General features: G+C 66.3%; 12 protein-coding genes and 1 tRNA gene. 4 read left to right on the top strand and 9 right to left on the bottom strand.

Annotated features, from left to right (window positions below; translation table 11 throughout):
* Nucleotides 1-194: 194 nt before the first annotated feature.
* From AC1PK7_RS03455 to AC1PK7_RS03440, 4 genes are all read right to left on the bottom strand, one after another.
* Nucleotides 195-1,439, bottom strand: coding sequence for a Shedu immune nuclease family protein (locus tag AC1PK7_RS03455; protein ID WP_481099885.1), 1,245 nt, complete (start codon nucleotides 1,437-1,439; stop codon nucleotides 195-197).
* Between the two features lie 12 nt (nucleotides 1,440-1,451).
* Nucleotides 1,452-3,194 (bottom strand): ATP-binding protein, encoded by a 1,743-nt coding sequence (locus tag AC1PK7_RS03450; protein WP_481099884.1) that lies wholly within the window; start codon nucleotides 3,192-3,194, stop codon nucleotides 1,452-1,454.
* Nucleotides 3,195-3,241: 47 nt separating this feature from the next.
* Complete coding sequence (locus tag AC1PK7_RS03445) at nucleotides 3,242-4,417, bottom strand: hypothetical protein (protein ID WP_481099883.1); 1,176 nt, start codon at nucleotides 4,415-4,417, stop codon at nucleotides 3,242-3,244.
* An 868-nt stretch (nucleotides 4,418-5,285) separates the two neighbouring features.
* Nucleotides 5,286-5,361 (bottom strand) — tRNA-Ile (locus tag AC1PK7_RS03440).
* Between the two features lie 243 nt (nucleotides 5,362-5,604).
* Between AC1PK7_RS03440 and AC1PK7_RS03435 the strand changes: the two genes are divergently transcribed.
* Entirely contained in the window at nucleotides 5,605-5,661 is a 57-nt protein-coding gene (locus AC1PK7_RS03435; RefSeq protein ID WP_481100832.1) for a DUF6053 domain-containing protein, read from the top strand.
* Between the two features lie 49 nt (nucleotides 5,662-5,710).
* Here the strand turns inward: AC1PK7_RS03435 and glgB are convergent, their stop codons facing one another.
* The 4 genes from glgB to AC1PK7_RS03415 all read right to left on the bottom strand — a co-directional run bounded on the left by glgB (nucleotide 5,711) and on the right by AC1PK7_RS03415 (nucleotide 17,441).
* Nucleotides 5,711-7,894: a 1,4-alpha-glucan branching protein GlgB gene (gene glgB / locus AC1PK7_RS03430; protein ID WP_481099882.1), complete on the bottom strand. Its 2,184-nt coding sequence runs from the start codon at nucleotides 7,892-7,894 to the stop codon at nucleotides 5,711-5,713.
* A complete protein-coding gene (treS, locus tag AC1PK7_RS03425; protein ID WP_481099881.1) occupies nucleotides 7,891-11,244 on the bottom strand; it encodes a maltose alpha-D-glucosyltransferase in 3,354 nt (1,117 codons plus the stop codon). Before treS ends, glgB begins: the two co-directional genes overlap by 4 nt.
* Nucleotides 11,241-14,402, bottom strand: a complete 3,162-nt coding sequence (locus AC1PK7_RS03420; RefSeq protein ID WP_481099880.1) for a maltotransferase domain-containing protein — start codon at nucleotides 14,400-14,402, stop codon at nucleotides 11,241-11,243. The genes treS and AC1PK7_RS03420 overlap by 4 nt, the downstream gene beginning before the upstream one ends.
* A gap of 687 nt (nucleotides 14,403-15,089) precedes the next feature.
* On the bottom strand, nucleotides 15,090-17,441 hold the full coding sequence (locus AC1PK7_RS03415; protein WP_481099879.1) for a GH92 family glycosyl hydrolase: 2,352 nt from the start codon (nucleotides 17,439-17,441) through the stop codon (nucleotides 15,090-15,092).
* A gap of 132 nt (nucleotides 17,442-17,573) precedes the next feature.
* On the opposite strand from AC1PK7_RS03415, the gene AC1PK7_RS03410 reads away from it, so the two are divergent.
* The 3 genes from AC1PK7_RS03410 (at nucleotide 17,574) to AC1PK7_RS03400 (ending at nucleotide 21,301) form a co-directional block, all read left to right on the top strand.
* Nucleotides 17,574-18,623: a LacI family DNA-binding transcriptional regulator gene (locus AC1PK7_RS03410; RefSeq protein ID WP_043094570.1), complete on the top strand. Its 1,050-nt coding sequence runs from the start codon at nucleotides 17,574-17,576 to the stop codon at nucleotides 18,621-18,623.
* Nucleotides 18,620-19,924: a sugar MFS transporter gene (locus AC1PK7_RS03405; protein WP_481099878.1), complete on the top strand. Its 1,305-nt coding sequence runs from the start codon at nucleotides 18,620-18,622 to the stop codon at nucleotides 19,922-19,924. The genes AC1PK7_RS03410 and AC1PK7_RS03405 overlap by 4 nt, the downstream gene beginning before the upstream one ends.
* 90 nt (nucleotides 19,925-20,014) lie before the next feature.
* On the top strand, nucleotides 20,015-21,301 hold the full coding sequence (locus tag AC1PK7_RS03400; RefSeq protein ID WP_481099877.1) for an AGE family epimerase/isomerase: 1,287 nt from the start codon (nucleotides 20,015-20,017) through the stop codon (nucleotides 21,299-21,301).
* A gap of 240 nt (nucleotides 21,302-21,541) precedes the next feature.
* Here the strand turns inward: AC1PK7_RS03400 and rpoD are convergent, their stop codons facing one another.
* Nucleotides 21,542-23,404: an RNA polymerase sigma factor RpoD gene (gene rpoD / locus AC1PK7_RS03395; RefSeq protein WP_010340704.1), complete on the bottom strand. Its 1,863-nt coding sequence runs from the start codon at nucleotides 23,402-23,404 to the stop codon at nucleotides 21,542-21,544.
* Nucleotides 23,405-23,513: the final 109 nt, after the last annotated feature.

Raw genomic sequence — 23,513 nt, 5'->3', positions numbered from 1 at the left:
GTAGCGCTGCTCGAACTCGATCGGTGGGCGGTATCCCAGCGCGAGCTGACACCGCCCAGGGCCTCCGGCAATCTGTCCCAACTTGGCAGCCCGACCCTTGCACCAGGCATGGACGCCGCTGTGTTGGACTTCCCCCGGGGCAATAGGTACTGCCAGCCTATAAGCGGCTGTCGGCTGGCCAGGCCGCGCAAGCTTTATCGACCCGCACGAAGCTGCTCGAGCACGAATCTCAGGCGCCGTAGCAGATCGTCGTAAGTGATGATGTCAGCGATGTGCTTGTACTGGCGGCGAATTATTTCGAAGTCATGACGCTGCGCCAGCGTGAGATTGTGATCGCGACCGAGGATGGCCAAGCCCGACGGACTGGTAATGCGGACTTTGAGCCCGGTAGGTAAGCTGCTCGCGAAACGCTTGGTTAAGGCGACCTCCCCATCTCGACCCCATCGGGTTAGGTGGTATAAGTATTTTTCGAGCTGCTGCACGGTGCCACTCAGCTCGCGATACGGTACATGGTTGGACCGGTAAACGCTGGAAGTGATGACGCAGTCGTCGAACGGCTGCTTGATTTCCAACACGTCCACATAGCCTGAAACGTCGACGAGCATGAAGTCCAACTGGCGCGTCGTGGATGACTCGAAGTCCTTCACTGAAACGCTTGGAAATGTTGCGACGTACTTGGGATACAGCAATCGAATGATCTGCAGGATCTCGTTCTGCCAGGCTCTCTCGTTGTAAGTGCCTACGGGTGCCTCAAGCATCCGAGCCAGGTGTTCAAGCAGCAATTCGAACTTGTGAATTTCAGCCTCGCGCAGCAATCGTCGCAGGTCGCGCGGTTCATGACTCGTGCGTCGATCAACATAGGTTCCGAGGTCAGCGACCGCATCGACCTCAGCGTCGGTGTACTGCCGCACCACGCCACTGATTCGTGCGCGGACGTACTTGGCGCGCTCGATCTTGGTCGGAAACTGCGCGATGAGACCTTCGTAAACGTCGATGGGGATCGCATCAGGTGAGCCGCCGCCAATGGTAATTCGTGATGGTCGCAAGCCGGCGATGACGCGCATGACCGAGATTCGCTCCTCGGCAGTGAACCATTTCCATGTTGGCTGGGCATTCCGGTCTAGTAAGACCGGGATGCCTATTTCTAAAACGCGATCGTCGAACTCGAAGTACTCGTTGTCGACTGCCCGCGCCACGACAAACGTGAGGATCGGCTTGTCATAGCCGTTCTCTAATTCCTCTGCGCCCTCTCTATCCACCTGTAGCGCGGCCACGGTCGGGTCGACGAGAAGCTGCTTCGTCAGTCGGAAAGTTCGTTTGACTCGCAAGTCCTCCCCTTGTTCGAACCGGCGATAGACCCACTCATCCCCATCGCGGGGCTGGTAGTGCATGTGCAGCTCATCGCCGGCGACAGTGAACGTGATGGCGGGATCGGCCATGGTGTCTAATTCTCAGTTAGCTGCCCCAAGCTGCGTGCTCCAGAGCCTTTCGAGGTCGACGTCTTCGCTGGCTGGCTGCTTGTGGCTAGGTAGACGATCCACCTGGATCACCATCGGCAGCTCGAAGGCCGTACCGGTTACGACGCAGCAGCCCTGCGAAAGGCCTGGGATGAGACCGCGAGACAAAGCGTCCAGCGTCGAGATGGTGTTGTCTATAAGATAGAGATCCCGGTCGTTTACCAGCCTGTGGATGAAGAAGTTATGTAGCTGCGAGACGATGGTGGGAGAGATGTCGGCAGGTCGCTGACTCGCGATCGTGATGAACATGCCGAACTTTCGCCCCTCCTTGATGATCTCCTCGAACTGCTCAAGACGGTAATCCTTCCAAGTTTCCGCCTCGCGCGCGGACTGATCTGACAGGATGTTGTGCGCCTCGTCGACGATGAGATGAATCGTGCGGTCCGGGGGGGTGGCCACCGTGCTTTTTTGGCTGTTGTAATAGTGCTTAGCGAACAGCAGCGGGAGGACTTTCTTGATCTCGTTGTTGCAGCGACGCATTGCAATGACCGTTAGCAGCCGCTCGTTCGGAGGGGCTTCCGAAATTGTCAATACCTTGCGTAGGCCGGCCAGCGACGATTCGACGCGCCTGAGGAGTGGCTGGATGTACTCAAACTGCACATATCCCGCGTTTAGATCGGCGATCAGTTGGAGGTTGACCCGTAGCACTAGCTGATCGAACTCATCGAGATCTTGGGTATCCAGAGCATCCACGATACGCGCGATATGCGCGTCATACTGGATACCGTCCGGATCAATAAAAGCGCCGCGGTAGTTGAAGCGGCCATTGCGGTACCAAGTAACGTCGCTGAGCATGTTGACCACATCCTGGTTGCCTATCTGTTTCGCGACGGCACGCATCAGGTCCAGTGTGGCCGGCCTCACCTCGCCAGCGCAGAAGGACTGCTTAAACTTGGCTTTGGCATATCTTGCCAACGACGCGGGGTTCGCACCGAATCGATGCTTACCCGAAATGACCCGGTTGAGAAAGGGGCGCTGCGTGTTCGGCGTGGCCTGGAATAACATCGCCATCGTCTCTAGCTCCCAGAATTCCTGCGGTGCCAGAGGGAACCTAGCCGTCCGGTCGTTCGGGTCAGGAGTGGTCAGGGTGGAGAGCTGATAGACCGTCTTGCTGACCGCTGGCGCCAGCTGCTCGCCGCCGTATTCGCCGTTGAAATCCAAGATGACGAACCGGCTTTTGCCCGCGATCAGCGGAAGCTTTTTGTCGAACAGGACCGTGTATAGCTTTGCCAAGGTGTTGGATTTACCGCTGCCGGTGTTGCCGAAGATGCCGAGATGGCTATTGAAAAGCCGCCGCCAGGGAAGGCCGACCGCGATCTCTTCCTTGAGCATCTGCCCGATTCTGAAGTCGCTATCTGCATTGCGGTCGAAGATTGACCTGATCTTCTCCTCCGGCATGAGGTATGCCGAATCCTGGATCATCGGCAGATATTTGATACCCTGCGTGAAGCCTGCATGGTCGAAATATCCGATCGGCCTAACCTCGACCTTACGCACGAAGATTTGCTTTCCATCCTGCAGCTCCGTCCGGCTCTCGTCCAGGAACTCACCCTCGACCATGCAGACGATATCCCGGAAGCCTCGCTGGATGGACAGGTACTCTCGGATCGACACACCCTTGTACTTTTCGCCCTCGAAGAACAGCGTCTCCTTGCTCGACTGTTCGTCGATCTTCAAGACGACCTTGGTGCCATGGACAGCGATAACCTCGCCAACCCTTATGCTCATGACAGCCCCCGGGTACCGCCCTCCACGGCGGCAGCTTCGGGCGCCGGGGCTGCAGCGTCCGGCGTATCTACCGCATCCGGCCACGTCAAGACCTGCTCGTTGAAGGCGGTGAAGTCCATAACTCCATCGTCAAGCACTAGGCACCTCACGTTGCGGTAACCCTTGAACTTCTGCTCCATCGACGCATGTTCCGCTCCGTCGAAGCAGCAGACGAACACTTGTAGCCGCGGGTTGGACAACGAGCGCATGACGAGGTTGAGGATGTGCTCATCGGCGAACGAAAAGCCGAAGGAGATTAGGACAGCATTAGGCTTCTCCAGCTCGTAGCTGAGCAGGCGGAGCATTTGGTAGTAGTGCTCCTCGTAGACAGTCTCGTGGAACTTCCACTTAGTCGGATTAACAATAGGCATCAACTCGTACTTGGCCCAGAACACACTTAGCGCTTCGTCGGTAAATCCCGTATCGGGCACGTCGTCTAGCGTTGCAGCCGGGTTGTTCAACGCATCCGAAAACGGCTGCAGAAGCGCTAGAGCGTCGGCATCCAGCAAATCGCCCCTCTCTTTCAAGTCATAGTCGACCTTGATCGTCGCGTCCAGCTTGCTCCAGTAAACGGATCCATGCAAGTGAATCAAGTTTATTTGCGGGACGCTACTCTGGTAGCGCCCGAAGACGCCAGCGTGGCACAGGTAAGACCCGAAGTTCCGAGCCTGCACGATGCGACGCGTAAACCCTCTAGCACCATCGTTCAGTACGAAGTCGATATTGCCGTCCTTGATAAGGGCGTCGGCCACGAAGGGGAAGCAACCGTCGTAGTTGGTTGTGAACACGTTGCAGCGCCTGTCCAGCGCCTTGCGTCGTTTCACCATCTCCAGTGCCGTGAGCAGGAAGGTGCGGTAGTTCTTGATGACCGTAGCTCCCGGCTCAGTGGTCACGGCGTTCGGCAGCAGCTCTTCAGCCGGCCGGATACAGTTAGCGTAGTAGTACATGAACAACGGGATCAGGCGCCGGTCCTTCTCACGCTCGAACTTGGTTGCTAGTTGTTCGAGGGTGTAGCGACGCTCTTCGACACCGGTCTGCAATTGCAATTGGAGAGTCGGAAGTAGACCAAAGGAGGCCCCTGCCCCGAACAGGAAGTTGATGTCCTGGTTGTAAATGTCTTCAAGTGAGATCACTCGCTTATCTCTTGCGCTTTTGCTTGGGTACCGAAATGGTGCCATAGCCGTATATGGAGCGGCCAATGGGTCCGGAAGGCTTGATTATCTTGAGGCCACAACAGAAAACGACGAAGCAGTCGCACCCATATTACTGCGCAGATCGACAGGCGATGGCCACTGTCTGGTCGCAAGCGGTGATTAGACTGATGTCTCGAGTGACTGCTTGGGGTCGGAAGTGGCCATGTACGTTGATGCATGCGCTATCCACTTCGATACAAAAATTTCGGTCCGTAGGGGGCGTTTGGGCTTGTGCGCTGTCATGGCTCGCCTTAGCTTTTCCAGATGCTATCTCGGCGCGATGTGGTGGAAATATTGAAGCGTGTGGGGACGAATCACCCGGTGTGGCGGAGCGTCGGCTTGCCGTCGAGTAGTCCAAGTCACGCTACCGAGTGCTGCGAAGCATCCTTCGTCAGATTGCATCGGACCTTGCCGCGATGTGACAGGAAGAAGTCGCGAAGATCGTCGAACGAGCGTTTCGCGGCATCGTCGCATGGGAGATTAGGGGAGTCTCCAGCCCTTACTACGCCAAAGCTTGGCGAACGATCTGGGAAGATCCTATCCAGCGGATCCCTAAGATCTTTCGCGGGCACATGGCCAATTCGCTGGTACAGAATTCGCCGTTCGGCTCTCGGGACCGCCAACCAGAATTCCGTAAGCAATTGTCTTTACTGTGATTTCTTCGCGAATTGGTGGCGCTGGCCTAGCCTTGCGCCACTAGTGTCGCGGGTTGCAGCGGACAACTTATGCCTACATTGACATCATAAGTTGTCCGATCCGGCCAACTTATGCTTACAAGAACAAAAATCATATAACTCATTGAATCTTCTGGTGGGCCCACCAGGATTCGAACCTGGAACCAAAGGATTATGAGTCCTCTGCTCTAACCGTTGAGCTATAGGCCCGGACGAGTCCGGAGAGGCGGGCGATGCGTCGGCCGCCGGCTTGGCGCCCCTGGCGTGCATACAGAGGAAGGCGCCGAGGCGGGCGTGAGTTTACCGGTCGGGGCGGTGGGCTGTCTGCCCGGGGCGGTAGACGGGGCCGAGAATTGCTCTCGGCCTGCGAGCTTAGCGAGTTGAGCGCCAAGGACTGCACCTGATCGGTGCGAATCCTTGGCATCTCGTGGGGTTGCGGCTCAGGTGCTGACAATGGGTCGGGAAAGCGTCGGGACTGAAGTCCCTCCCACAACAGCCGGCTTCTTCTGAACAGCCGGCTCTTTCCACCCTCTAGCCGCGGCCCCCTCGCTTTCTCGCCCTACTCCTCGACCCCAAGCACCAGCACCGCCAGCGGCGGGATGGTCAACGACAGCGACGCCGGATGCCCATGCGCGCCGACGTTCTCGGTGCGCACGCTGCCGCCGTTGCCGGTGTTGCTGCCGCCGTAGATCTCGCTGTCGGAGTTGAGCAGTTCGCGCCAGCGGCCGGCACGGGGCACGCCGATGCGGTAGCCGTGGTGGACCTGCGGGGTGAGGTTGGCCACCACCAGCAGCGGGGTGTCGCCGCTGCGGGCCTTGCGCAGGTAGGCGAACAGGCTGTTGCCGGCGTCGTCGCCGATGACCCAGGCGAAGCCTTCGGGTTCGTCGTCGCGGGCGTGCAGCGCCGGGTGTTCGGCGTAGAGGCGGTTGAGGTCGCGGACCAGGCGCTGGATGCCCCGGTGGTTGGGCTGGTCGAGCAGGTGCCAGGGCAGCGCGGCGTCGTGGTTCCACTCGGTGGGCTGGGCGATCTCGCAGCCCATGAACAGCAGTTTGCGCCCGGGGTGGGTGTACATGTAGCCGAGGTAGGCGCGCAGGTTGGCGAAGCGCTGCCAGTCGTCGCCGGGCATGCGGCCAAGCAGGGAGCGCTTGCCGTGCACCACTTCGTCGTGGGAGATGGGCAGCATGAAACGCTCGGAATACGCGTAGACCATGCTGAAGGTCATCTCGCCGTGGTGGTAGCGGCGGTAGATCGGGTCCAGCTGGATGTAGTGCAGGCTGTCGTGCATCCAGCCCATGTTCCACTTGTAGTCGAAGCCCAGGCCACCGTGGGCGAGGTCGGCGGTGACGCCGGGCCAGGCGGTGGATTCTTCGGCGATGGTCATGGCGCCGGGCGCCTGGTCGGCCACCACCTGGTTGAGCCGACGCAGGAAGGCGATGCTCTCGTAGTTCTCGCGGCCGCCGTGGATGTTGGGCACCCACTCGCCGGCGTTGCGGCTGTAGTCGCGGTAGAGCATGGAGGCGACGGCGTCCACGCGCAGGCCATCGACGTGGTAGCGCTGCAGGAACTCCAGGGCGCTGGCGATCAGGAAGCCGGAGACTTCGCGACGGCCGTGGTTGTAGATGAGCGTGTTCCAGTCGCGGTGGAAGCCTTCGCGCGGGTCGGCGTGTTCGTACAACGCGGTGCCGTCGAAGTGGGCCAGGCCGTGCGCGTCGGTGGGGAAATGCGCTGGCACCCAGTCGACGATGACGCCGATGTCTTCGCGGTGGCAGCGATCGACGAAGCGGGCGAAGCCTTCCGGGCTGCCGAAGCGCGCGGTCGGCGCGAACAGGCCCAGCGGCTGGTAGCCCCAGGAGCCGCCGAACGGATGCTCGGTGACCGGCAGCAGTTCGATGTGGGTGAAGCCCATGTCGGCCACGTAGGGAATCAGCCGCTCGGCCAACGCGTCCCAGTCCAGCATGCTGCCGTCGGCGGCGTGCATCCACGAGCCGGCGTGCACTTCGTACACGCTGATCGGGGCCTGCGGGGCGTGGCGGCGCGCGCGTGTGGCCATCCAGGCATCGTCGCGCCACTGGAACGGCGTGGGGTCGGCGACGATGGAGGCGGTGCCGGGCGCCAATTCGGCCTGGCGCGCGACCGGGTCGGCCTTGGCCGGCAGCTCTTCGCCGCGCGGGCCGCGCAGGGCGAACTTGTAGCGCGCGCCGGGGCCGACGCCGGGCACGAACAGTTCCCACACGCCCGCCTGGTGACGCAGGCGCATCGGGTGGCGGCGCGCGTCCCAGCTGTTGAAGTCGCCGATCACCGCCACGCGCGAGGCGTTCGGCGCCCACACCGCGAAGCGGGTGCCGCGTTCGCCGTCGACCTCGCCCACGTTGGCGCCCAGCGCGTCGGCCAGGTGCAGGTGATGGCCTTCGCCGATCAGGTGCAGGTCGAAGTCGCTGAGTTGTGGGCCGAAGGCGTAGGCGTCGGCAGTGTCCTGCTCGCCGCCGGGCCAGCGGATGCGCAGGCGGTAGCGCCCCTCGCCCGGCAGTTCGGCGTGGAAGAAGCCTTCCGGCCCCTGCTGCAGCGGCACTTCGCTGCCGTCCTCCAGCACCGCCAGCACCGCATCGGCGCCCGGCTGGTAGCTGCGCAGCACCCGCGCCTCGCCGAGGCGATGCGCGCCCAGCACGGCGAACGGGTCGCCGTGGCGGGCAGTGGCGAAGGCGCGTTGCGTCGCGTCGTCCCAGACGTGGACGGCATCACTCATCGAATCGACTCCTGGGGCGCGGGAAAGCGGTCGAGTATGCGCAACAGTCCCTGTATGGGCACCATGATCCATGCCGGACGGTTGGCGGCCTCGTAGCGAATTTCATAGCAGGCCTTCTCGATCAGGAACAGCAAGGTGGTGGCCTCGAACGCGGCCGGCGCCACCCACGGATGCGGGCTCGCATCGAGCACCGTACGGTAGGCCGCCAGGAACGCGGCGCTGGCATGGCTGCGGAACGCGGCCAGGAACGCCTCCTGCGCGGTATCCAAACCTGCGCCCACACGCGCGGCAGTGCCCTCCTCGCCGCGTGCAGACACTTCGCTGGCGTAGTCGAGCGAACGCAGGAAGCCGGCCACGTCGTGGAGCGGGCTGGCCTTGGCGCGGCGCTCGTCCAGCGACTTGGCCGGCTCGCCCTCGAAGTCGATCAGCACCACGTCGTCGAACGCGACCAGGATCTGGCCGAGGTGGAAATCGCCATGCACGCGGGTCAGCAGCGCACCGGACAACAGCGACGGCGCCTGCTGCAGCCAGGCATCCAGGCGCGCGCGCTCGGCCAGCAGGCTGTCCACTGCGGCGTGTTCGGCCGGGTCGTCGTTGGCGTCGCGATGCGCCAGCAGCGTGTCCCACATGGCCTGCACTTCGTGCACCACGCCGTCCACCACCTGCTGCGCGGCGGCGGCGTCCACCGGTTGCGGCGCGAACGCGGGCGCGTCGCTGGGCTGCGCCAGCACCGCGTGCAGTTCCGCCAAGCGGCGGCCGACCAGGGCGGCGAAGGCGTCGTAGCCGGCCACGCTTTCCAGCCGCGCGGCGTCGTCCTGGGCGGCGTCGTATTCCTCGGCACCGCGTGACAAGTGGTCCAGCGTCCAGCGCCAGGCATCGCCCTGGTTGCGCACGAAGCCCTGCAGCAAGGCGAGCGTGGTCTCGCTGCCGTCGGCCTCGACGCGGGCGACATGGCCCAGCAGCGGCGCGGCGTTGGCATAGCCCAGCGCGGTGAGGCGCTCGCCGATCTCGATCTCCGGATTGATGCCGGCCGACACGCGCCGCAGCAGCTTGAACACCGCCGCGTCGCCGACGATCAGCGAGCTGTTGCTCTGCTCCGCCGACAGCCAGCGGATCTCCGGATCGGCGGGGATGTCAACACGCTGCAATGCGGGCGTCGGGCAGAAGCGGATGCGCTCCGCGGTCGCCTCGGCGCCGGCCTCGCCGTCCACGCGCAGCTCCGCCTTGTCGCGCAGCGCGGCGAGCATGCTCAGTGTGAAGGGCTTCAGTGCGAAGGCATCGGTCAGGTAGCCGACCTCGCGGCCGTGGCGCACGCGCGCCAGCGCCAGTTGTTCGGCCAATACGCTCGGCTGCTCGCGCTCCCAGACGATGCCCAGCGGCAGGATGTAGCGCTCGTGTGCGCCGTCGTCCAGCTCCGCCTCGATCTCCAGCAGGGTCAGGCCGTCGCCGCCGGACAGCGGAGTGCGCCGGGCGATGCGCACGCTGCGCAGCGCGCGGTCCTTGGCCGCGAACCAGCGCCGCGTGGACAGCCACGTCGGCAGGATGTCGCGCTCCAGCGTCGGCAGATGCGCCTGCAGGCCGGCGCTATCGGTTCCGTTGCGCAGCACCAGGGTCTGGTAATCCGGCAGCGGCACCGGCGCCGGTACGTGCCAGTCCGGCAGGGTGGCATTGCCGACCAACTGGAAGGCGTAGAAACCGAACGCCGGCACGGTGAGCAGGTAGGTCAGGCGCCCGATCGGCGGGAAGCTGCCGCCGCCGAGGATGTCCACCGGCACCCGGCCCTCGAACTCGGACAGGTCCAGTTCCACCGCCTGCAGCGTATGCGAGAGGTTGGCCACGCACAGCACGGTCTCGTCCTCGTGGCAGCGCAGATAGGCGAGCAGGCGGCGATTGCCGGGATACAGGAAGCGCAGCGCGCCACGGCCGAACGCGCGGTAGCGCTTGCGCACCGACAGCACGCGGCGGGTCCAGGTCAGCAGCGAATACTGGTCGCGTTGCTGCGCCTCCACGTTCACCGCCTGGAAGCCGTACAGCGGATCCATGATCGGCGGCAGCACCAGCGCGGCGGGATCGGCGCGCGAGAAACCGCCGTTGCGGTCGATCGACCATTGCATCGGCGTGCGCACGCCGTCGCGGTCGCCGAGATGGATGTTGTCGCCCATGCCGATCTCGTCGCCGTAGTACAGCACGGGCGTGCCGGGCATGGTCAGCAGCAGCGAGGTCATCAGTTCGATGCGGCGGCGGTCGCGCTCCAGCAGCGGCGCCAGGCGCCGGCGGATGCCGAGATTGATGCGCGCGCGACGGTCGGCGGCGTAGGTCTGCCACAGGTAGTCGCGCTCGGAGTCGGTGACCATCTCCAGGGTCAGCTCGTCGTGGTTGCGCAGGAAGATCGCCCACTGGCAGCTCTCCGGGATCTCCGGGGTCTGGCGCATGATGTCGGTGATCGGGAAGCGGTCTTCGCGGGCGATCGCCATGTACATGCGCGGCATCAACGGGAAGTGGAACGCCATGTGGCATTCGTCGGCGTTCTCGCCGAAGTACTGCTGGGTGTCTTCCGGCCACATGTTGGCTTCGGCCAGCAGCATGCGGTCGGGGTATTCGGCATCGAGCGTGGCGCGGATGCGGCGCAGGATGGCGTGGGTCTCGGGCAGGTTCTCGTTGGAGGTGCCCTCGCGCTCGATCAGGTACGGCACCGCGTCCAGGCGCAGGCCGTCCACGCCCAGGTCCAGCCAGAAGCGCATCACTTCCAGCACCGCTTCCATGACCGCCGGGTTGTCGAAGTTCAGATCCGGCTGGTGCGAGTAGAAGCGGTGCCAGAAGTACTGGCCGGCTTCCGGGTCCCAGGTCCAGTTGGACTTTTCGGTGTCGCAGAAGATGATGCGGGTGCCGGCGTAGTCCTGGTCGCTGTCCGACCACACGTAGAACGCGCGCTCCGGCGAGCCGGCCGGGGCCATGCGCGCACGCTGGAACCAGGGATGCTGGTCGGAGGTGTGGTTGATCACCAGTTCGGTGACGATGCGGATGCCGCGCGCGTGCGCCTGCTCCACGAAGCGCTGGAAGTCGGCGATGCTGCCGTAGTCCGGATGCACCGCCATGTACTCGGCGATGTCGTAGCCGTCGTCGCGGCGCGGGCTGGGGTAGAACGGCAGCAGCCAGATCGTGTCCACGCCCAAGTCGGCGATGTAGTCGAGCTTGGAGATCAGCCCGGGAAAGTCGCCGATGCCGTCGTCGTTGGAGTCGAAGAACGACTTGACGTGCACCTGGTAGATGATCGCGTCCTTGTACCAGCGCGCATCGCCGGCCGGTGCGCGCGGCTCGAGTTGGGGGGACGACGGCGCGGCGACATTCATGCAGGGGCTCCGGCGCGGATGCGCCACAGGGAGAACGGCCGCGACGGATCGAGGCGGATGTGTTGGGTCTTGCCGTACCAGGTGAAGTCGTGGCCGTCCCACAGGTCGCGCACGGCGACGCTGGCATGGTCGGGCAGGCCCAGTTCCCACAGCGGCACTTCGATCTCCGCGTTCTGCGGCGCATACGGGTCCAGGCTCACCGCCACCAGCACCAGGCTGCGGCCGCGCGCCAGGTGCGCGGCGTCGAGGAACTTGCCGAAGTACAGCACCTGCTCGTTGTGCGCGACGTAGAAGCGCGTGCCCAGGTGCGATTGCAGTTCCGGATGCTGGCGGCGCAGCAGGTTGAGGCGGGTGATCTCCTCGACGATGTCGCCCGGGGCGCGCTCCGGCCACACGCGCAACTGGTACTTCTCCGAATCCAGGTACTCCTCCTTGCCCGGCAGCGGCGTGGCCTCGCACAGTTCGAAGCCCTGGTACATGCCCCACAGCCCGGACAGCGTGGTCGCCAGCGCGGCGCGGATCAGGTGCCCGCTGCGGCCGCTGTGCTGCAGGAACAGCGGATTGATGTCCGGCGTGTTGACGAAGAAGTGCGGGCGGAAGCACTCGCTGGGCGCGCCGCTGTTGAGTTCCTCGATGTAGGCCTGCAGTTCGGCCTTGTGCTGGCGCCAGGTGAAATAGGTGTAGGACTGCGAGAAGCCGACCTTGGCCAGCCGGTACATCGGCTTGGGCCGGGTGAAGGCCTCGGACAGGAACACCACCTGCGGATGGCGCCCGCGCACTTCGGCGATCAGCCATTCCCAGAACGGGAACGGCTTGGTGTGCGGGTTGTCGACGCGGAACAGGGTGACGCCTTCGTTGACCCAGAACAGCACCGCATCGCGCAGCGCGTTCCACAGCGCCGGCACCGCGCCACTGGCGTAGAAGTCGACGTTGACGATGTCCTGGTACTTCTTCGGCGGGTTCTCCGCGTACGGGATGGAGCCGTCGGCGCGCCAGGTGAACCAGTCGGGGTGGTCGCGCAGCCACGGATGGTCCGGTGCGCACTGGATGGCGAAGTCCAGGGCCAGCTCCATGCCGTGCTCGGCCGCGGCCGCGCGCAGGCGGCGGAAACCGTCGAGCCCGCCCAGCTCCGGATGCACCTCGGTATGCCCGCCCTCGGCCGAGCCGATCGCGTACGGGCTGCCGGGTTCGCCCGGCTCGGCGGTCACGGCGTTGTTGCGGCCCTTGCGGTTCTTCTCGCCGATGGGATGGATCGGCGGCATGTACAGCACGTCGAAGCCCATCGCCTGGATGTGCGGCAGCCGCGCGATCACGTCGTCGAAGGTGCCGTGGCGCTGCGAATCGCCGCTCTGCGAGCGCGGGAACAGTTCGTACCAGCTGGCGAAGTGCGCGGCGCGGCGTTCGGCCTCGACCCGGAAGGTCATCGGGTACTCGGTGCGGAACGGCTTGGCGTCGGCGCGCGCCATCGCCTCGGCGGTGTCGGGTTCGAGCAGCAACTGCGCCTTCTCGGCCAGGTCGTCGGTGCGGGCGATGCGGGTGGCGATGGCCTTCAGCCGCGTGGCCAGCGCGCCGCGGCTGCGCCCGCGCGCCGCCTCGACCTGGGCCAGCGCCTCCTGCACGTCCACCGGCAGCAGCGTGCCGGCGGCGCGCTTCTTTTCCAGGTCGGCATGGGTGGTGGCGTACACATCGCGCCAGGCTTCGATGCGGAACTCGTAGCGGCCCAGACGCTGCAGCGGGAACTCGCCGCGCCAGCGGTCGTTGCCCAGGGCGCGCATCGGCGTGCTGGACCAGGTGCGCGCGTCGGCGGCGCGCCACAGCAAGGCGACGGCGATGCGGTCGTGGCCGTCGCAGAACGCATCGGCTTCCACGCACACGCGGTCGCCGACGGTGCGCTTGACCGGGAAGCGGCCGTCGTCCACCGACGGTGTTACCGCCTCGATGCACACCCGCGCCTCGCCAGCGGCGACCTCGGCCGGTGTGCGTGCGCGCGCGGCGGTCAGCACCGGGCGCGCCGGCAGGCTGCGATAGATGCGCACCTCGCCCGCTTCCAGGGTGCCGCCCTGCTCGCCCTGGATCGGCTCGCCATGATCGCTGAGCAGGCCCTCGCTGTCGCCGAGCAGGCGCAGCAGCGCCGACCCCGGTACAGGCAGCAAGTGGTCGCGGTCGCTGTTGAGCAGCACCAGCCATGGCGCGGCGTCCAGCGGTTCCACCGCCACCGCGGTGAGCGCGCCGTCGCGCAGCAGCGGGCGCAGGCGCAGCGATGCGGTGGCGTCGGGCAGCGATGCGACCGGCGTGGACGCATCGCTCTCGGAGGTGCCGTGCTGCGCAGGCGCGGTCTGCCCGTGTTCCGTCGATGTGTCCTGCGCGGCGATCGCCCAGGTCCCACCGAAGGCGGCGGCCAGGCGCTGCCGCTGCGCGCGCGGCAAGGGCAGCGGCGTATCCGAGGCCGTCTCGGCATCGACGGTGGCGATCACGCAACGCGCCAGCGCACGCAGGGCGCTGTCTTCATCGAAGAACCAGTCGCCGCGGCCGTCCCACCAGGCCAGGGAGGAGAACGCGGCATCGAAGCCGGCGCCAGCCAGACCGCGCAAGGCGTCCAGGCCCAAGCCGGGCGTCCAGGCCAACAGCCGCGCCTGCGGCGCCTGTGCGTGGACCCCCTCGATCAGCGTGCGCCACAACGGCGCCGGAATGCGCTCGGGCTGCAGCACGCGGAAGCCCGCCACGCCGCTGCGCAGCCAGTCGACCAGGCGCGCACTCCACCACTGCGCCAGGCCCGCCCCTTCTTCCGCAGAGGCGAAGCGGCCCACCGCGATGTCCGGCGCGGCGCGTTCGGCGCGCGGATCCGGCAGCGCCGAGCTACGTGCGCGGAACCAGTGCGGATGTTCCTGCAGCAGGCGGCTGCCGCCGCCGATCTCGTCGATGCGCAGGTCCAGCAGCACGCGCAGCCCATGCTGCTCGGCACGCTGCAGCCAGTGGCGCAATTGTGTCTGGCCCGCCGCGTCGTCGGCTGCGGGGTCGTGCAGACGGCCCTGCGCATCCTGTGCGAACGGATTGGGCAAGACGACGTGATCGCAGCCCTGTGCCTGCGCCGCCGCCATGGCCGCGTCCAGCGCGGCCGCATCGTGAGGAGGAAAGAGGGACAGCAGGCAGACATGCATTCGGAAGATCCCGTTCGACGAATGAGAAGGACACGTCGCCTCTGCGCGCCGTTGCCGGCAGCGCCGATCGCGCCGTCGCATGGCAACGGCATCGGAATGGGACAGGCCTGCACGCGGTCGCGCTTGCAGTCGTCGCGACGGTGCCGGCGCACCCGGTCCGCGCGATGCGATGCAGCCGCGCTACAAGACCACGAACGCCGCAAATGGAATGTGTGGATGACATTAAATACGCGTGCATGTGATGCGACGCGGGGTGACGGGCGTAGCGGCGCACGCTGCGCGGCGCCATGCACAACGCATGTCACACAGGATATTCACACGATGCTGACGCGCGCGCTTGAGTCGTGCACGAGGCCACAGCGCAGCGCGCACAAGCGTTGGTCATCATCCAAGCGCAGATGCCTGCCGGCGCGGCTTCAACGCTTCTCCGAACTTGCTGCCGCTACACCCCAGCCGGATGCCGCTGGCGCTTTGGGAGCTAACTGTCCTGCTGCCGCGCCACGCGAAGTGCTGTGCTTTCCGATGGCGCAATGCGTCGGGACTGAAGTCCCTCCCACAGTGCACCCGGTGGACTCACCGCAAGCCCCTGTAGGAGCGGCTTCAGCCGCGACAGGCTTTACCGGTAACGCCTCATCGCGGCTGAAGCCGCTCCTACAGGACATAGGCCCCAGGTATCAGAGGCGCCCTTCACTCGCTCATCGAATAGGCACGCTCGGCGCCGGCCGCGGCCCAGGCGGTGTTGGGCGTGGCCTGCAGGGTGAAACGCAACTCGCCGCCGGCCATGAGTTCCTCGTGGCGCAGGAACGCGCGGTTCAACGGACGCCCGTTGAGGGTGACGCTGCCGACGTAGGGATGCGCGTCGTCCAGGCCGTCGGCGATCACCGTGAAGCGCTTGCCGTTGGGCAGCGCCAGGGTGGCGCGCGGCAGGAACGGGCGGCCGAGGATGTACTGGTTGCTGGCCGGCGCCACCGGGTAGAAGCCCAGCGCGGTGAACACGTACCAGGCCGACATCTGCCCCATGTCGTCGTTGCCCGCCAGGCCGTCCGGCCGCGCGGCGTACTGGCTGCGCATGATCTGCTGCAGCCGAGCCTGGGTGCGCCACGGCTGCCCGGCGTAGGCATACAGATAGGCGACGTGATGGCTGGGCTCGTTGCCGTGCGCATACCAGCCGATCAGCCCGGTGATGTCCTCCATGTGCGCGAACACCTTGGGATCGACCTTGGCGTCGAACACCTGGTCCAGCCGCGCCAGCAGCTTGTCGTCGCCACCGTGCGCACGCGCCAGGCCAGCCACGTCCTGCGGCACGTACCAGGAGTACTGCCAGGCGTTGCCTTCGGTGTAGTCGGTGCCGTAGCCGCTGGCGTCCGGATCGAACGGGGTGCGGAAGCTGCCGTCGCGCTTGCGCGCGCGCATGAAGCCAGTGTCCGGGTCGAAGGCGTTGCGCCAGTTGCCGGCGCGCTTGGCGAAGGCGGCGGCGACTTCGGTGCGGCCCATGTCCTGCGCCATGCGCGCGATGGTCCAGTCGTCGAAGGCGTATTCCAGGGTCTTGGAGGCGGCCTCGCCTTCCTCGTCTATCGGCACGTAGCCCAGTTCGCGGTACTGGGCGATGCCGTCGTAGGGGCCGTAGTTGGCGCTGGCCATCATGGCCTTGAGCGCGGCGTCGGTGTCGTAGCCGCGGATGCCCTTCATGTACGCGTCGGCGATCACCGGCACCGCGTGGTAGCCGATCATGCACCAGGTCTCCAGGCCGTGGAACGCCCACACCGGCAGCACGCCGTAGGGACTTTCGCGCTGGTGCGCAAGCAGCGAGTTGACGATGTCGTTGGTGCGTTGCGGCGGCTGCACGATGGTCAGCAGCGGATGCAGCGCGCGGTAGGTATCCCACAACGAGAACGTCGAATAGTGGGTGTAGCCCTGCGCCTGGTGCACGGCGTTGTCCGGCCCGCGATAGCGGCCGTCGCTGTCCATGAACAGGGTCGGGCCGAGCAGGCTGTGGTACAGCGCGGTGTAGAACTGAGTGCGCTGCGCGGGCGGCGCGTCGACCTCCACCGCGCCCAGCGCCTGCGCCCATTGCGCACGCGCCGCACGGCGCACGCCGTCGAAATCCCAGCCCGGCACTTCGGCGTCGAGATTGGCGATGGCGCTGTCCTCGCTGACCGGCGAGATCGCCACCTTCACCAGTAGTGGCCCGCGCAGGGAGTCGCCGAAGTCGAACGATCCCACCAGTTGCCGGCCTTCGATCTGCGCACGCTGGGTAGGGTCGTTGTCGCCCGGCGGCGGGAAGCCCTTGTAGGGGATGTCCTGCTCGGTGTTGTGGAAGGCATGGCCGCGCAGCGGCTGCGAGAAGCGCAGGGCGAAGTACAGCTGCCGCCCCGGCGCCCAACCGCGGGTCTCGCGGAAACCGGTGACGGTGCCGTCGGCGCGCAAGCGCAGCCGCGACCAGCTGATCTTGCCCGGGTAGTCGTAGAGGCTGGTGCGCAGGTCCAGCAGCACGTGCGCCGGCTGGCCGGCCGGATAGGTGTAGCGGTGCACGCCGACGCGGGCGCTGGCGGTGAGTTCGGCGCGCACCTTGTAGTCGTCCAGGGTCACCGCGTAGTAGCCCGGTTCGGCGCGCTCGTCGTCGTGGCGGAAGCGCGCGCTGTAGCCGCTGCCGGGCTTGTCCGGGTCGCCACGCTCCAGCCGCACCGCGCCGCTGATCGGCATCAGCAGCACGTCGCCCAGGTCGGAATGGCCGGTGCCGGAGAAGTGCGTATGCGAGAAGCCGACCAGGCTGCGGTCGTCGTAGCGGTAGCCGGCCGCCCAGCCGTAGGCGTCCTTGCGCGGCTGGATGCGCGTGTCCGGGCTCAACTGGACCATGCCGAACGGCACCGTGGCGCCGGGATAGGTGTGGCCCTCGCCGCCAGTGCCGATGAAGGGGTCCACCGCAGCCACCGCACGTTCGCCGGCGTCACCGCCCGCCGCCGCGACGGCGGATGCGATCGGCCACAGCGCGGCCAGCAGCAGTGCGGCAGCGCCGCCCAGCGTCCTCGAGCTGCGCATGGCAGGCTCCCCGTATCGAATCGATCCAAACGGATAGCACAAAGCCACTGCAATGCCTTGCTGCACTGCAAAATGCGGATCGGATCACGACGGCGCAGGATGAGCGACCTTTTTGAACCGGTCTAATGCGCCGTGGCGCCGTCTTCCGCCGACAAACGCGTCACCGTGTCCGACATCGCCGCCGCCTGCGGCGTGTCGCGGGCGACCGTGTCGCTGGTGCTGCGCAACAGCCCGCTGGTGCATGCGGACACGCGCGCGCGGGTGGCGGCGGAGATCGCCCGCCAGGGCTACGTCTACCACCGCGGCGCGGCCAGCCTGCGTGGCCGCGCGTCCAATGCGGTGGCGCTGGTGGTCAACGACCTGGCCAATCCGTTCTTCGCCGAGTTCGCCGGCGGCGTCGACGCGGCGCTGGCCGAGGCCGGCTACGTGATGCTGATGGGCAGCACCGGCGAATCGCCGGAGCGCCAGCAGACCGTGTTGGCCTCGCTGATCGAACACCACCCCGCGGCGATGATCCTCTCGCCCACCGAGAACACCGACGCGGCGCGGCTGCGCCAATTGCTGGGGCCGCGCCTGCCGGTGCTGCTGTTCAATCGTGCGCTGGACGGCGATTGGCCGCTGCTGGCGCTGGACAACCGTCGTGGCGCGCGCCTGGCCACCGAACACCTGCTGGCGCAGGGCCACCGCGCCATCGCCTTCTTCGGCGGCCACCGCCAGTCCAGTTCCTGCGCCGAGCGCCGCGCCGGCTACCGCGAGGCGCTGGCCGCCGCCGGCATCGCGGTCGACCCGGCGTGGCTGATCGAATGCGCGCCGACCCGGCTGGAAGCCGCGCGCCAGGCCGGCGCGCTGTGCGCGCGCGACCCGCTGCCGACCGCGCTGGTCTGCTACAACGACGTGGTCGCGCTGGGCCTGGCCAGCGGCCTGGCCGAACGTGGCCGCATCGCCGGCCGCGACTACGCGCTGATCGGCTTCGACGACATCCCCGAAGCCGCCGTCGCCACCCCGCCGCTGTCCACTGTTGCCGTCGCCCCGCGCGAGCGCGGCATGCAGGCCGCGCGCCTGGTGCTGGACGCGCTGCGCCACCGCCAGGCCCTGCCTGCGCTTACCATCGCCCCCGCCCGGCTGTGCCTGCGCGCCAGCAGCCGGGTCGCCCTCTCGCCCGTTCCCGGAGTCGCTGCATGAGCCGTCGCCCGCTGTCCAACACCGCCGCCATCGCGGTGGTCAGCATGATCTTCTTCACCTGGGGCGGCCTGACCAGCCTCAACGACGTGTTGATCCCGCATCTGAAAGCCGTGTTCCAGATGAACTACGCGCAGTCGATGCTCATCCAGTTCACCTTCTTCGGCGCCTACTTCCTGATGTCGGTGCCGGCCGGCGCGGTGGTGTCGCGGACCGGCTACAAGGCCAGCATCGTCATCGGCCTGGTGGTGGCGGCGATCGGCGCGGCGATGTTCTATCCGGCCGCGCGCCTGCCGTCGTATCCGCTGTTCCTGACCGCGCTGTTCGTGCTGGCCAGCGGCATCACCCTGCTGCAGGTGGCGGCCAATCCGTACATCAGCCTGATCGGCGCGCCGGAGAAGGCGCCGAGCCGGCTCAACTTCGCCCAGGCGCTGAACTCGCTTGGCACCACCGTGTTCCCGTGGCTGATCGGCCCGCTGATCCTGGCCGGCGCGGTGCTCGGTGCCGACCAGCTGGCGGCGATGAACCCCGAGCAGTTGTCCGCCTATCGCATCGAACAGGCGCGTACGGTCGAAATCCCCTACCTGATGCTGGCCGGCGGCCTGCTGCTGCTGGCAGTGTTCATGCTGGTGATGCGGGTGCCGTCGCTGCGGGAGGAAAAGGACACCGGGGCCGAGTCGCACCACCGCTTCGCCGACGCGCTGCGCCACCCGCACCTGCTGTGGGGCGTGGTGGCGATCTTCATGTACGTGGGCGCGGAAGTGTCGATCGGCAGCTTCCTGATCAACTACATCTCCGGCCCGACCACCGGCGGCCTGACCGAAGCCGCTGCCAGCCACTATCTGCCGTACTACTGGTTCGGCGCGATGGTCGGCCGCTTCGCTGGCGCCGCGCTGCTACAGTTCATCCCCGCGCGCCGGCTGCTGGCGGTGTTCGCCGGCATCGCCGCACTGTTGCTGGTCGTGACCATGGTCAGCACCGGCCATGTGGCGATGTGGAGCGTGATCGCGATCGGTCTGTTCAATTCGGTCATGTTCCCGACCATCTTCACCGTGGCCATCGAACGCCTGGGCGTGCTCACCAGCAAGGCATCGAGCCTGCTGATCATGGCGATCGTTGGCGGCGCCATCGTGCCGCTGGTGCAGGGCCTGCTGGCCGATGCGATCGGCATCCAGCATGCTTTCGTGGTCCCGCTGCTGTGCTACGTCTACATCGTCTGGTACGGCTTGCGCGGTTCACGCCTGTCGGCCGAGTTGGCGGCGACCGCGCCGACCACCGCGCCGACCGCGCGCGTGATGCACTGATCCGTTGATCCGTTCCCGGCACGGCGGTGCACACGCTGCCGCCGTGCGCCGCTGTCTTCCCTTCCCTCACCCAGCTCGCCAGTCAACCGCATGAATCTGCCCGCCACGCCCCTGCCCGACTTCGCCGACGCCGCCGTCCTGCGCGCGCACATCGCCGACACCATGGCCTTCTACCACCCGCGCGCGATCGACCCGGCGGGCGGCTTCTTCCATTACTTCCGCGACGACGGCAGCGTGTACGACGCCGGCCATCGCCACCTGGTCAGCAGCACCCGCTTCGTCTTCAACTACGCGATGGCCGCGATCGAGTTCGCCGACTCGGTGCTGGCCGCCGAGTACCTGGACGCCGCGCGCCACGGCCTGCGCTACCTGCGCGAGGTGCACCGCGATAGCGCCAGCGGCGGCTACGTGTGGACCCTGCGCGACGGCGTGGCCGAGGACCGCACCCAGCATGCCTACGGCGCCGCCTTCGTGCTGCTGGCCTACGCCACCGCGAAGAAGGCCGGCCTGGACACCGACGCGTGGATGGACGAGACCTGGCAGTTGCTGGAAACCCGCTATTGGGATGCCGCCGCCGGCCTGTACCGCGATGAGGCCACGCCGGAGTGGACGTTCTCCAGCTACCGCGGCCAGAACGCCAACATGCACCTGTGCGAAGCGCTGATCGCCGCCTACGAGGCCAGCGCCGAGCCGCGCTACCTGCAGCGCGCGCTGCTGCTGGCCGACCACATCACCCGCCGCCAGGCGGCGCTGGCCGGCGGCCTGGTGTGGGAGCACTACGACGCCGACTGGCAGGTGGACTGGGACTACAACCGCGACAACCCCAAGCACCTGTTCCGGCCGTGGGGCTTCCAGCCCGGCCACCAGGTCGAGTGGTCCAAGCTGCTGGTGCTGCTGCATGGGCATCTGCAGGCCGCCACCGGCACCGCGCCGGCGTGGCTACTGCCGACCGCGCGGCACCTGTTCGACACCGCCCTGGCGCACGGCTGGGACGCGCAGCATGGCGGCATCGTCTACGGCTTCGCCTCCGGTACCGAAGAGGCGCCGGTGGTCGGCGTGCCCGACGTGGCCGCGGCGCCGACCTACTTCTGCGACGACGACAAGTACTTCTGGGTGCAGGCCGAAGCCATCGCCGCGGCCTCGCGGCTGCTGGCCGCCACTGGCGATGCGGCGTATCGCAACGCCTACGACACGCTGTGGGCATATTCCTGGGAGCACCTGGTCGACCACCGCTACGGCGCCTGGTTCCGCATCCTCAGCCGCGACAACCGCAGCTACAGCGACGAGAAGAGCCCGGCCGGCAAGACCGACTACCACACCATGGGCGCCTGCCACGACGTGCTGGCGGTGATGCGCGGCAGCCAGGCGTTCGCGTAAGCGGATGCGACCTGCACAGAGGCGCAGCGATCCTGCGCCCCTGTTGCCCGTTGTAGGAGCGGCTTCAGCCGCGACCGGGCGTTCCCGGGAACGCCCGGTCGCGGCTGAAGCCGCTCCTACGAAGGCCGGGCGGCGGCGCGTCGCATGGCAACATTCACGCGGAAGGTACGGCTCACTCCTCCGTTCACAAAAAAGCCCCGCACCTGGCGGGGCTTTTTCGTTGCCGCGAACCGCGCTCGATCAGTCGATGTCGAGGAAGCTGCGCAGCTGCTCGGAGCGGCTCGGGTGACGCAGCTTGCGCAGCGCCTTGGCCTCTATCTGGCGGATGCGCTCGCGAGTGACATCGAACTGCTTGCCGACTTCCTCGAGGGTGTGGTCGGTGTTCATGTCGATGCCGAAGCGCATGCGCAGCACCTTGGCTTCCCTCGGGGTGAGGCCGGCCAACACGTCGCGCACGGTCTCGGACAGGTTGATGTTGGTGGTGTTCTCGATCGGGGACTCCACGTTGGTGTCCTCGATGAAGTCGCCCAGATGCGAGTCCTCGTCGTCGCCGATCGGGGTTTCCATCGAGATCGGCTCCTTGGCGATCTTCATCACCTTGCGGATCTTGTCCTCGGGCATGTCCATTTCCTTGGCCAGCTCCTCCGGGGTGGCCTCGCGGCCGTACTGCTGGAGCATCTGCCGGGAAATGCGGTTCAACTTGTTGATCGTCTCGATCATGTGCACCGGGATACGGATGGTGCGCGCCTGGTCGGCGATCGAGCGGGTGATCGCCTGGCGGATCCACCAGGTGGCGTAGGTCGAGAACTTGTAGCCGCGGCGGTACTCGAACTTGTCCACCGCCTTCATCAGGCCGATGTTGCCTTCCTGGATCAGGTCGAGGAACTGCAGGCCGCGGTTGGTGTACTTCTTGGCGATGGAGATCACCAGGCGCAGGTTGGCCTCGACCATTTCCTTCTTGGCCTTGCGCGCCTTGGCTTCGCCGTAGGCCATGGCGCGGCTGATTTCCTTCAGCTCGGCCAGGCTCAGGTAGGTGGCCTGTTCCACCGCCACGGTGGCTTCCTGCTCGGCGATGATCTGGTCCTTGACGTCGCGCAGCGCCGACGACCACTTCTGCTTGCGCTTGAGCGCGTCGTCGACCCAGGCCACGTTGGTCTGGTTGCCTTCCCAGGAACGGATGAAGTCCTTGCGCGGCATGCGTGCCACGTGGGTGGCCAGGTGCAGCACGCGGCGCTCGTGGTCCTTGACCTGGGCCATGGTGTCGCGCAGCTTGCGCACCAGCACGTCGGTCAGCGGCAGCGGCAGCTTCAGGGTGACGAACACCTCGGCGATGTCGTTGCGCAGCTTGGTGACCAGCTTGTGCTCGGCGCCGTTCTTGGCGTGGGCCTTCTTGAACTTGGCGTATTCGGTGGCCAGCACTTCCATGCGCCGCGCGACCTCGGCCGGATCCGGACCGGTCGGGCCGGCATCCTCTTCGGCGGTGTCGACGTCTTCGTCGTCATCCTCGTCGGCATCGGCATCGGTGGCGCTGTCGTCGTCGGACACCGCGACCGGCGGCGCCGGCTCTTCCTCGATCAGGTCGTTGAAGCCGACCACGATCTCGGCCAGGCGCTTCTTGCCTTCCTTGTGCTGTTCGTAGTCCTCGAGCAGGGTCTCCACCGCCAGCGGGAACGCGCCCAGCGCGGCCTGCACCTGGCCGAGGCCTTCCTCGATGCGCTTGGCGATGGCGATCTCGCCTTCACGGGTCAGCAGTTCTACTGTGCCCATCTCGCGCATGTACATGCGCACCGGGTCGGTGGTACGGCCGCCTTCGGTGTCGAGCGCGGTCAGCGCCGCGGCGGCTTCTTCGGCCGCGGTGTCGTCGACTTCGCGGTTGCCGGTGTTGCCGTCGTTGAGCAACAGGGTTTCGGCATCGGGCGCAACTTCATGGACATCGATGCCCATGCCGTTGATCATGCCGATGATGTCTTCGATCTGTTCGGGGTCGACCAGATCGTCGGGAAGATGGTCGTTGACTTCCGCGTAGGTCAGATAGCCCTGTTCCAGGCCCTTGCTGATCAGTTGCTTGATGTCGGATTGCTGGGCAGGACGTTCGTTGGCCATGAGTGCTCGCGCCACCGGCAGGTAGGTGAATGAGTGAACCTAGCATTATAACAGCCCGGACCGCCGCTTGCCGGACGAGGAGCCTGAACGGCTCCGCCAGGAACGCGCC

The sequence above is a fragment of the Xanthomonas sp. NCPPB 3174 genome (genome assembly GCF_056725205.1).
This window is presented reverse-complemented; position numbering and strand designations above follow the sequence as displayed.

Coding starts and splice junctions, on each gene's coding strand:
- AC1PK7_RS03400 (WP_481099877.1), top strand. CDS start 20,015: ATGAATCTGCCCGCCACGCCCCTGCCCGACTTCGCCGACGCCGCCGTC.
- AC1PK7_RS03455 (WP_481099885.1), bottom strand. CDS start 1,439: ATGGCCGATCCCGCCATCACGTTCACTGTCGCCGGCGATGAGCTGCAC.
- rpoD (WP_010340704.1), bottom strand. CDS start 23,404: ATGGCCAACGAACGTCCTGCCCAGCAATCCGACATCAAGCAACTGATC.
- treS (WP_481099881.1), bottom strand. CDS start 11,244: ATGAATGTCGCCGCGCCGTCGTCCCCCCAACTCGAGCCGCGCGCACCG.
- AC1PK7_RS03405 (WP_481099878.1), top strand. CDS start 18,620: ATGAGCCGTCGCCCGCTGTCCAACACCGCCGCCATCGCGGTGGTCAGC.
- AC1PK7_RS03415 (WP_481099879.1), bottom strand. CDS start 17,441: ATGCGCAGCTCGAGGACGCTGGGCGGCGCTGCCGCACTGCTGCTGGCC.
- glgB (WP_481099882.1), bottom strand. CDS start 7,894: ATGAGTGATGCCGTCCACGTCTGGGACGACGCGACGCAACGCGCCTTC.
- AC1PK7_RS03420 (WP_481099880.1), bottom strand. CDS start 14,402: ATGCATGTCTGCCTGCTGTCCCTCTTTCCTCCTCACGATGCGGCCGCG.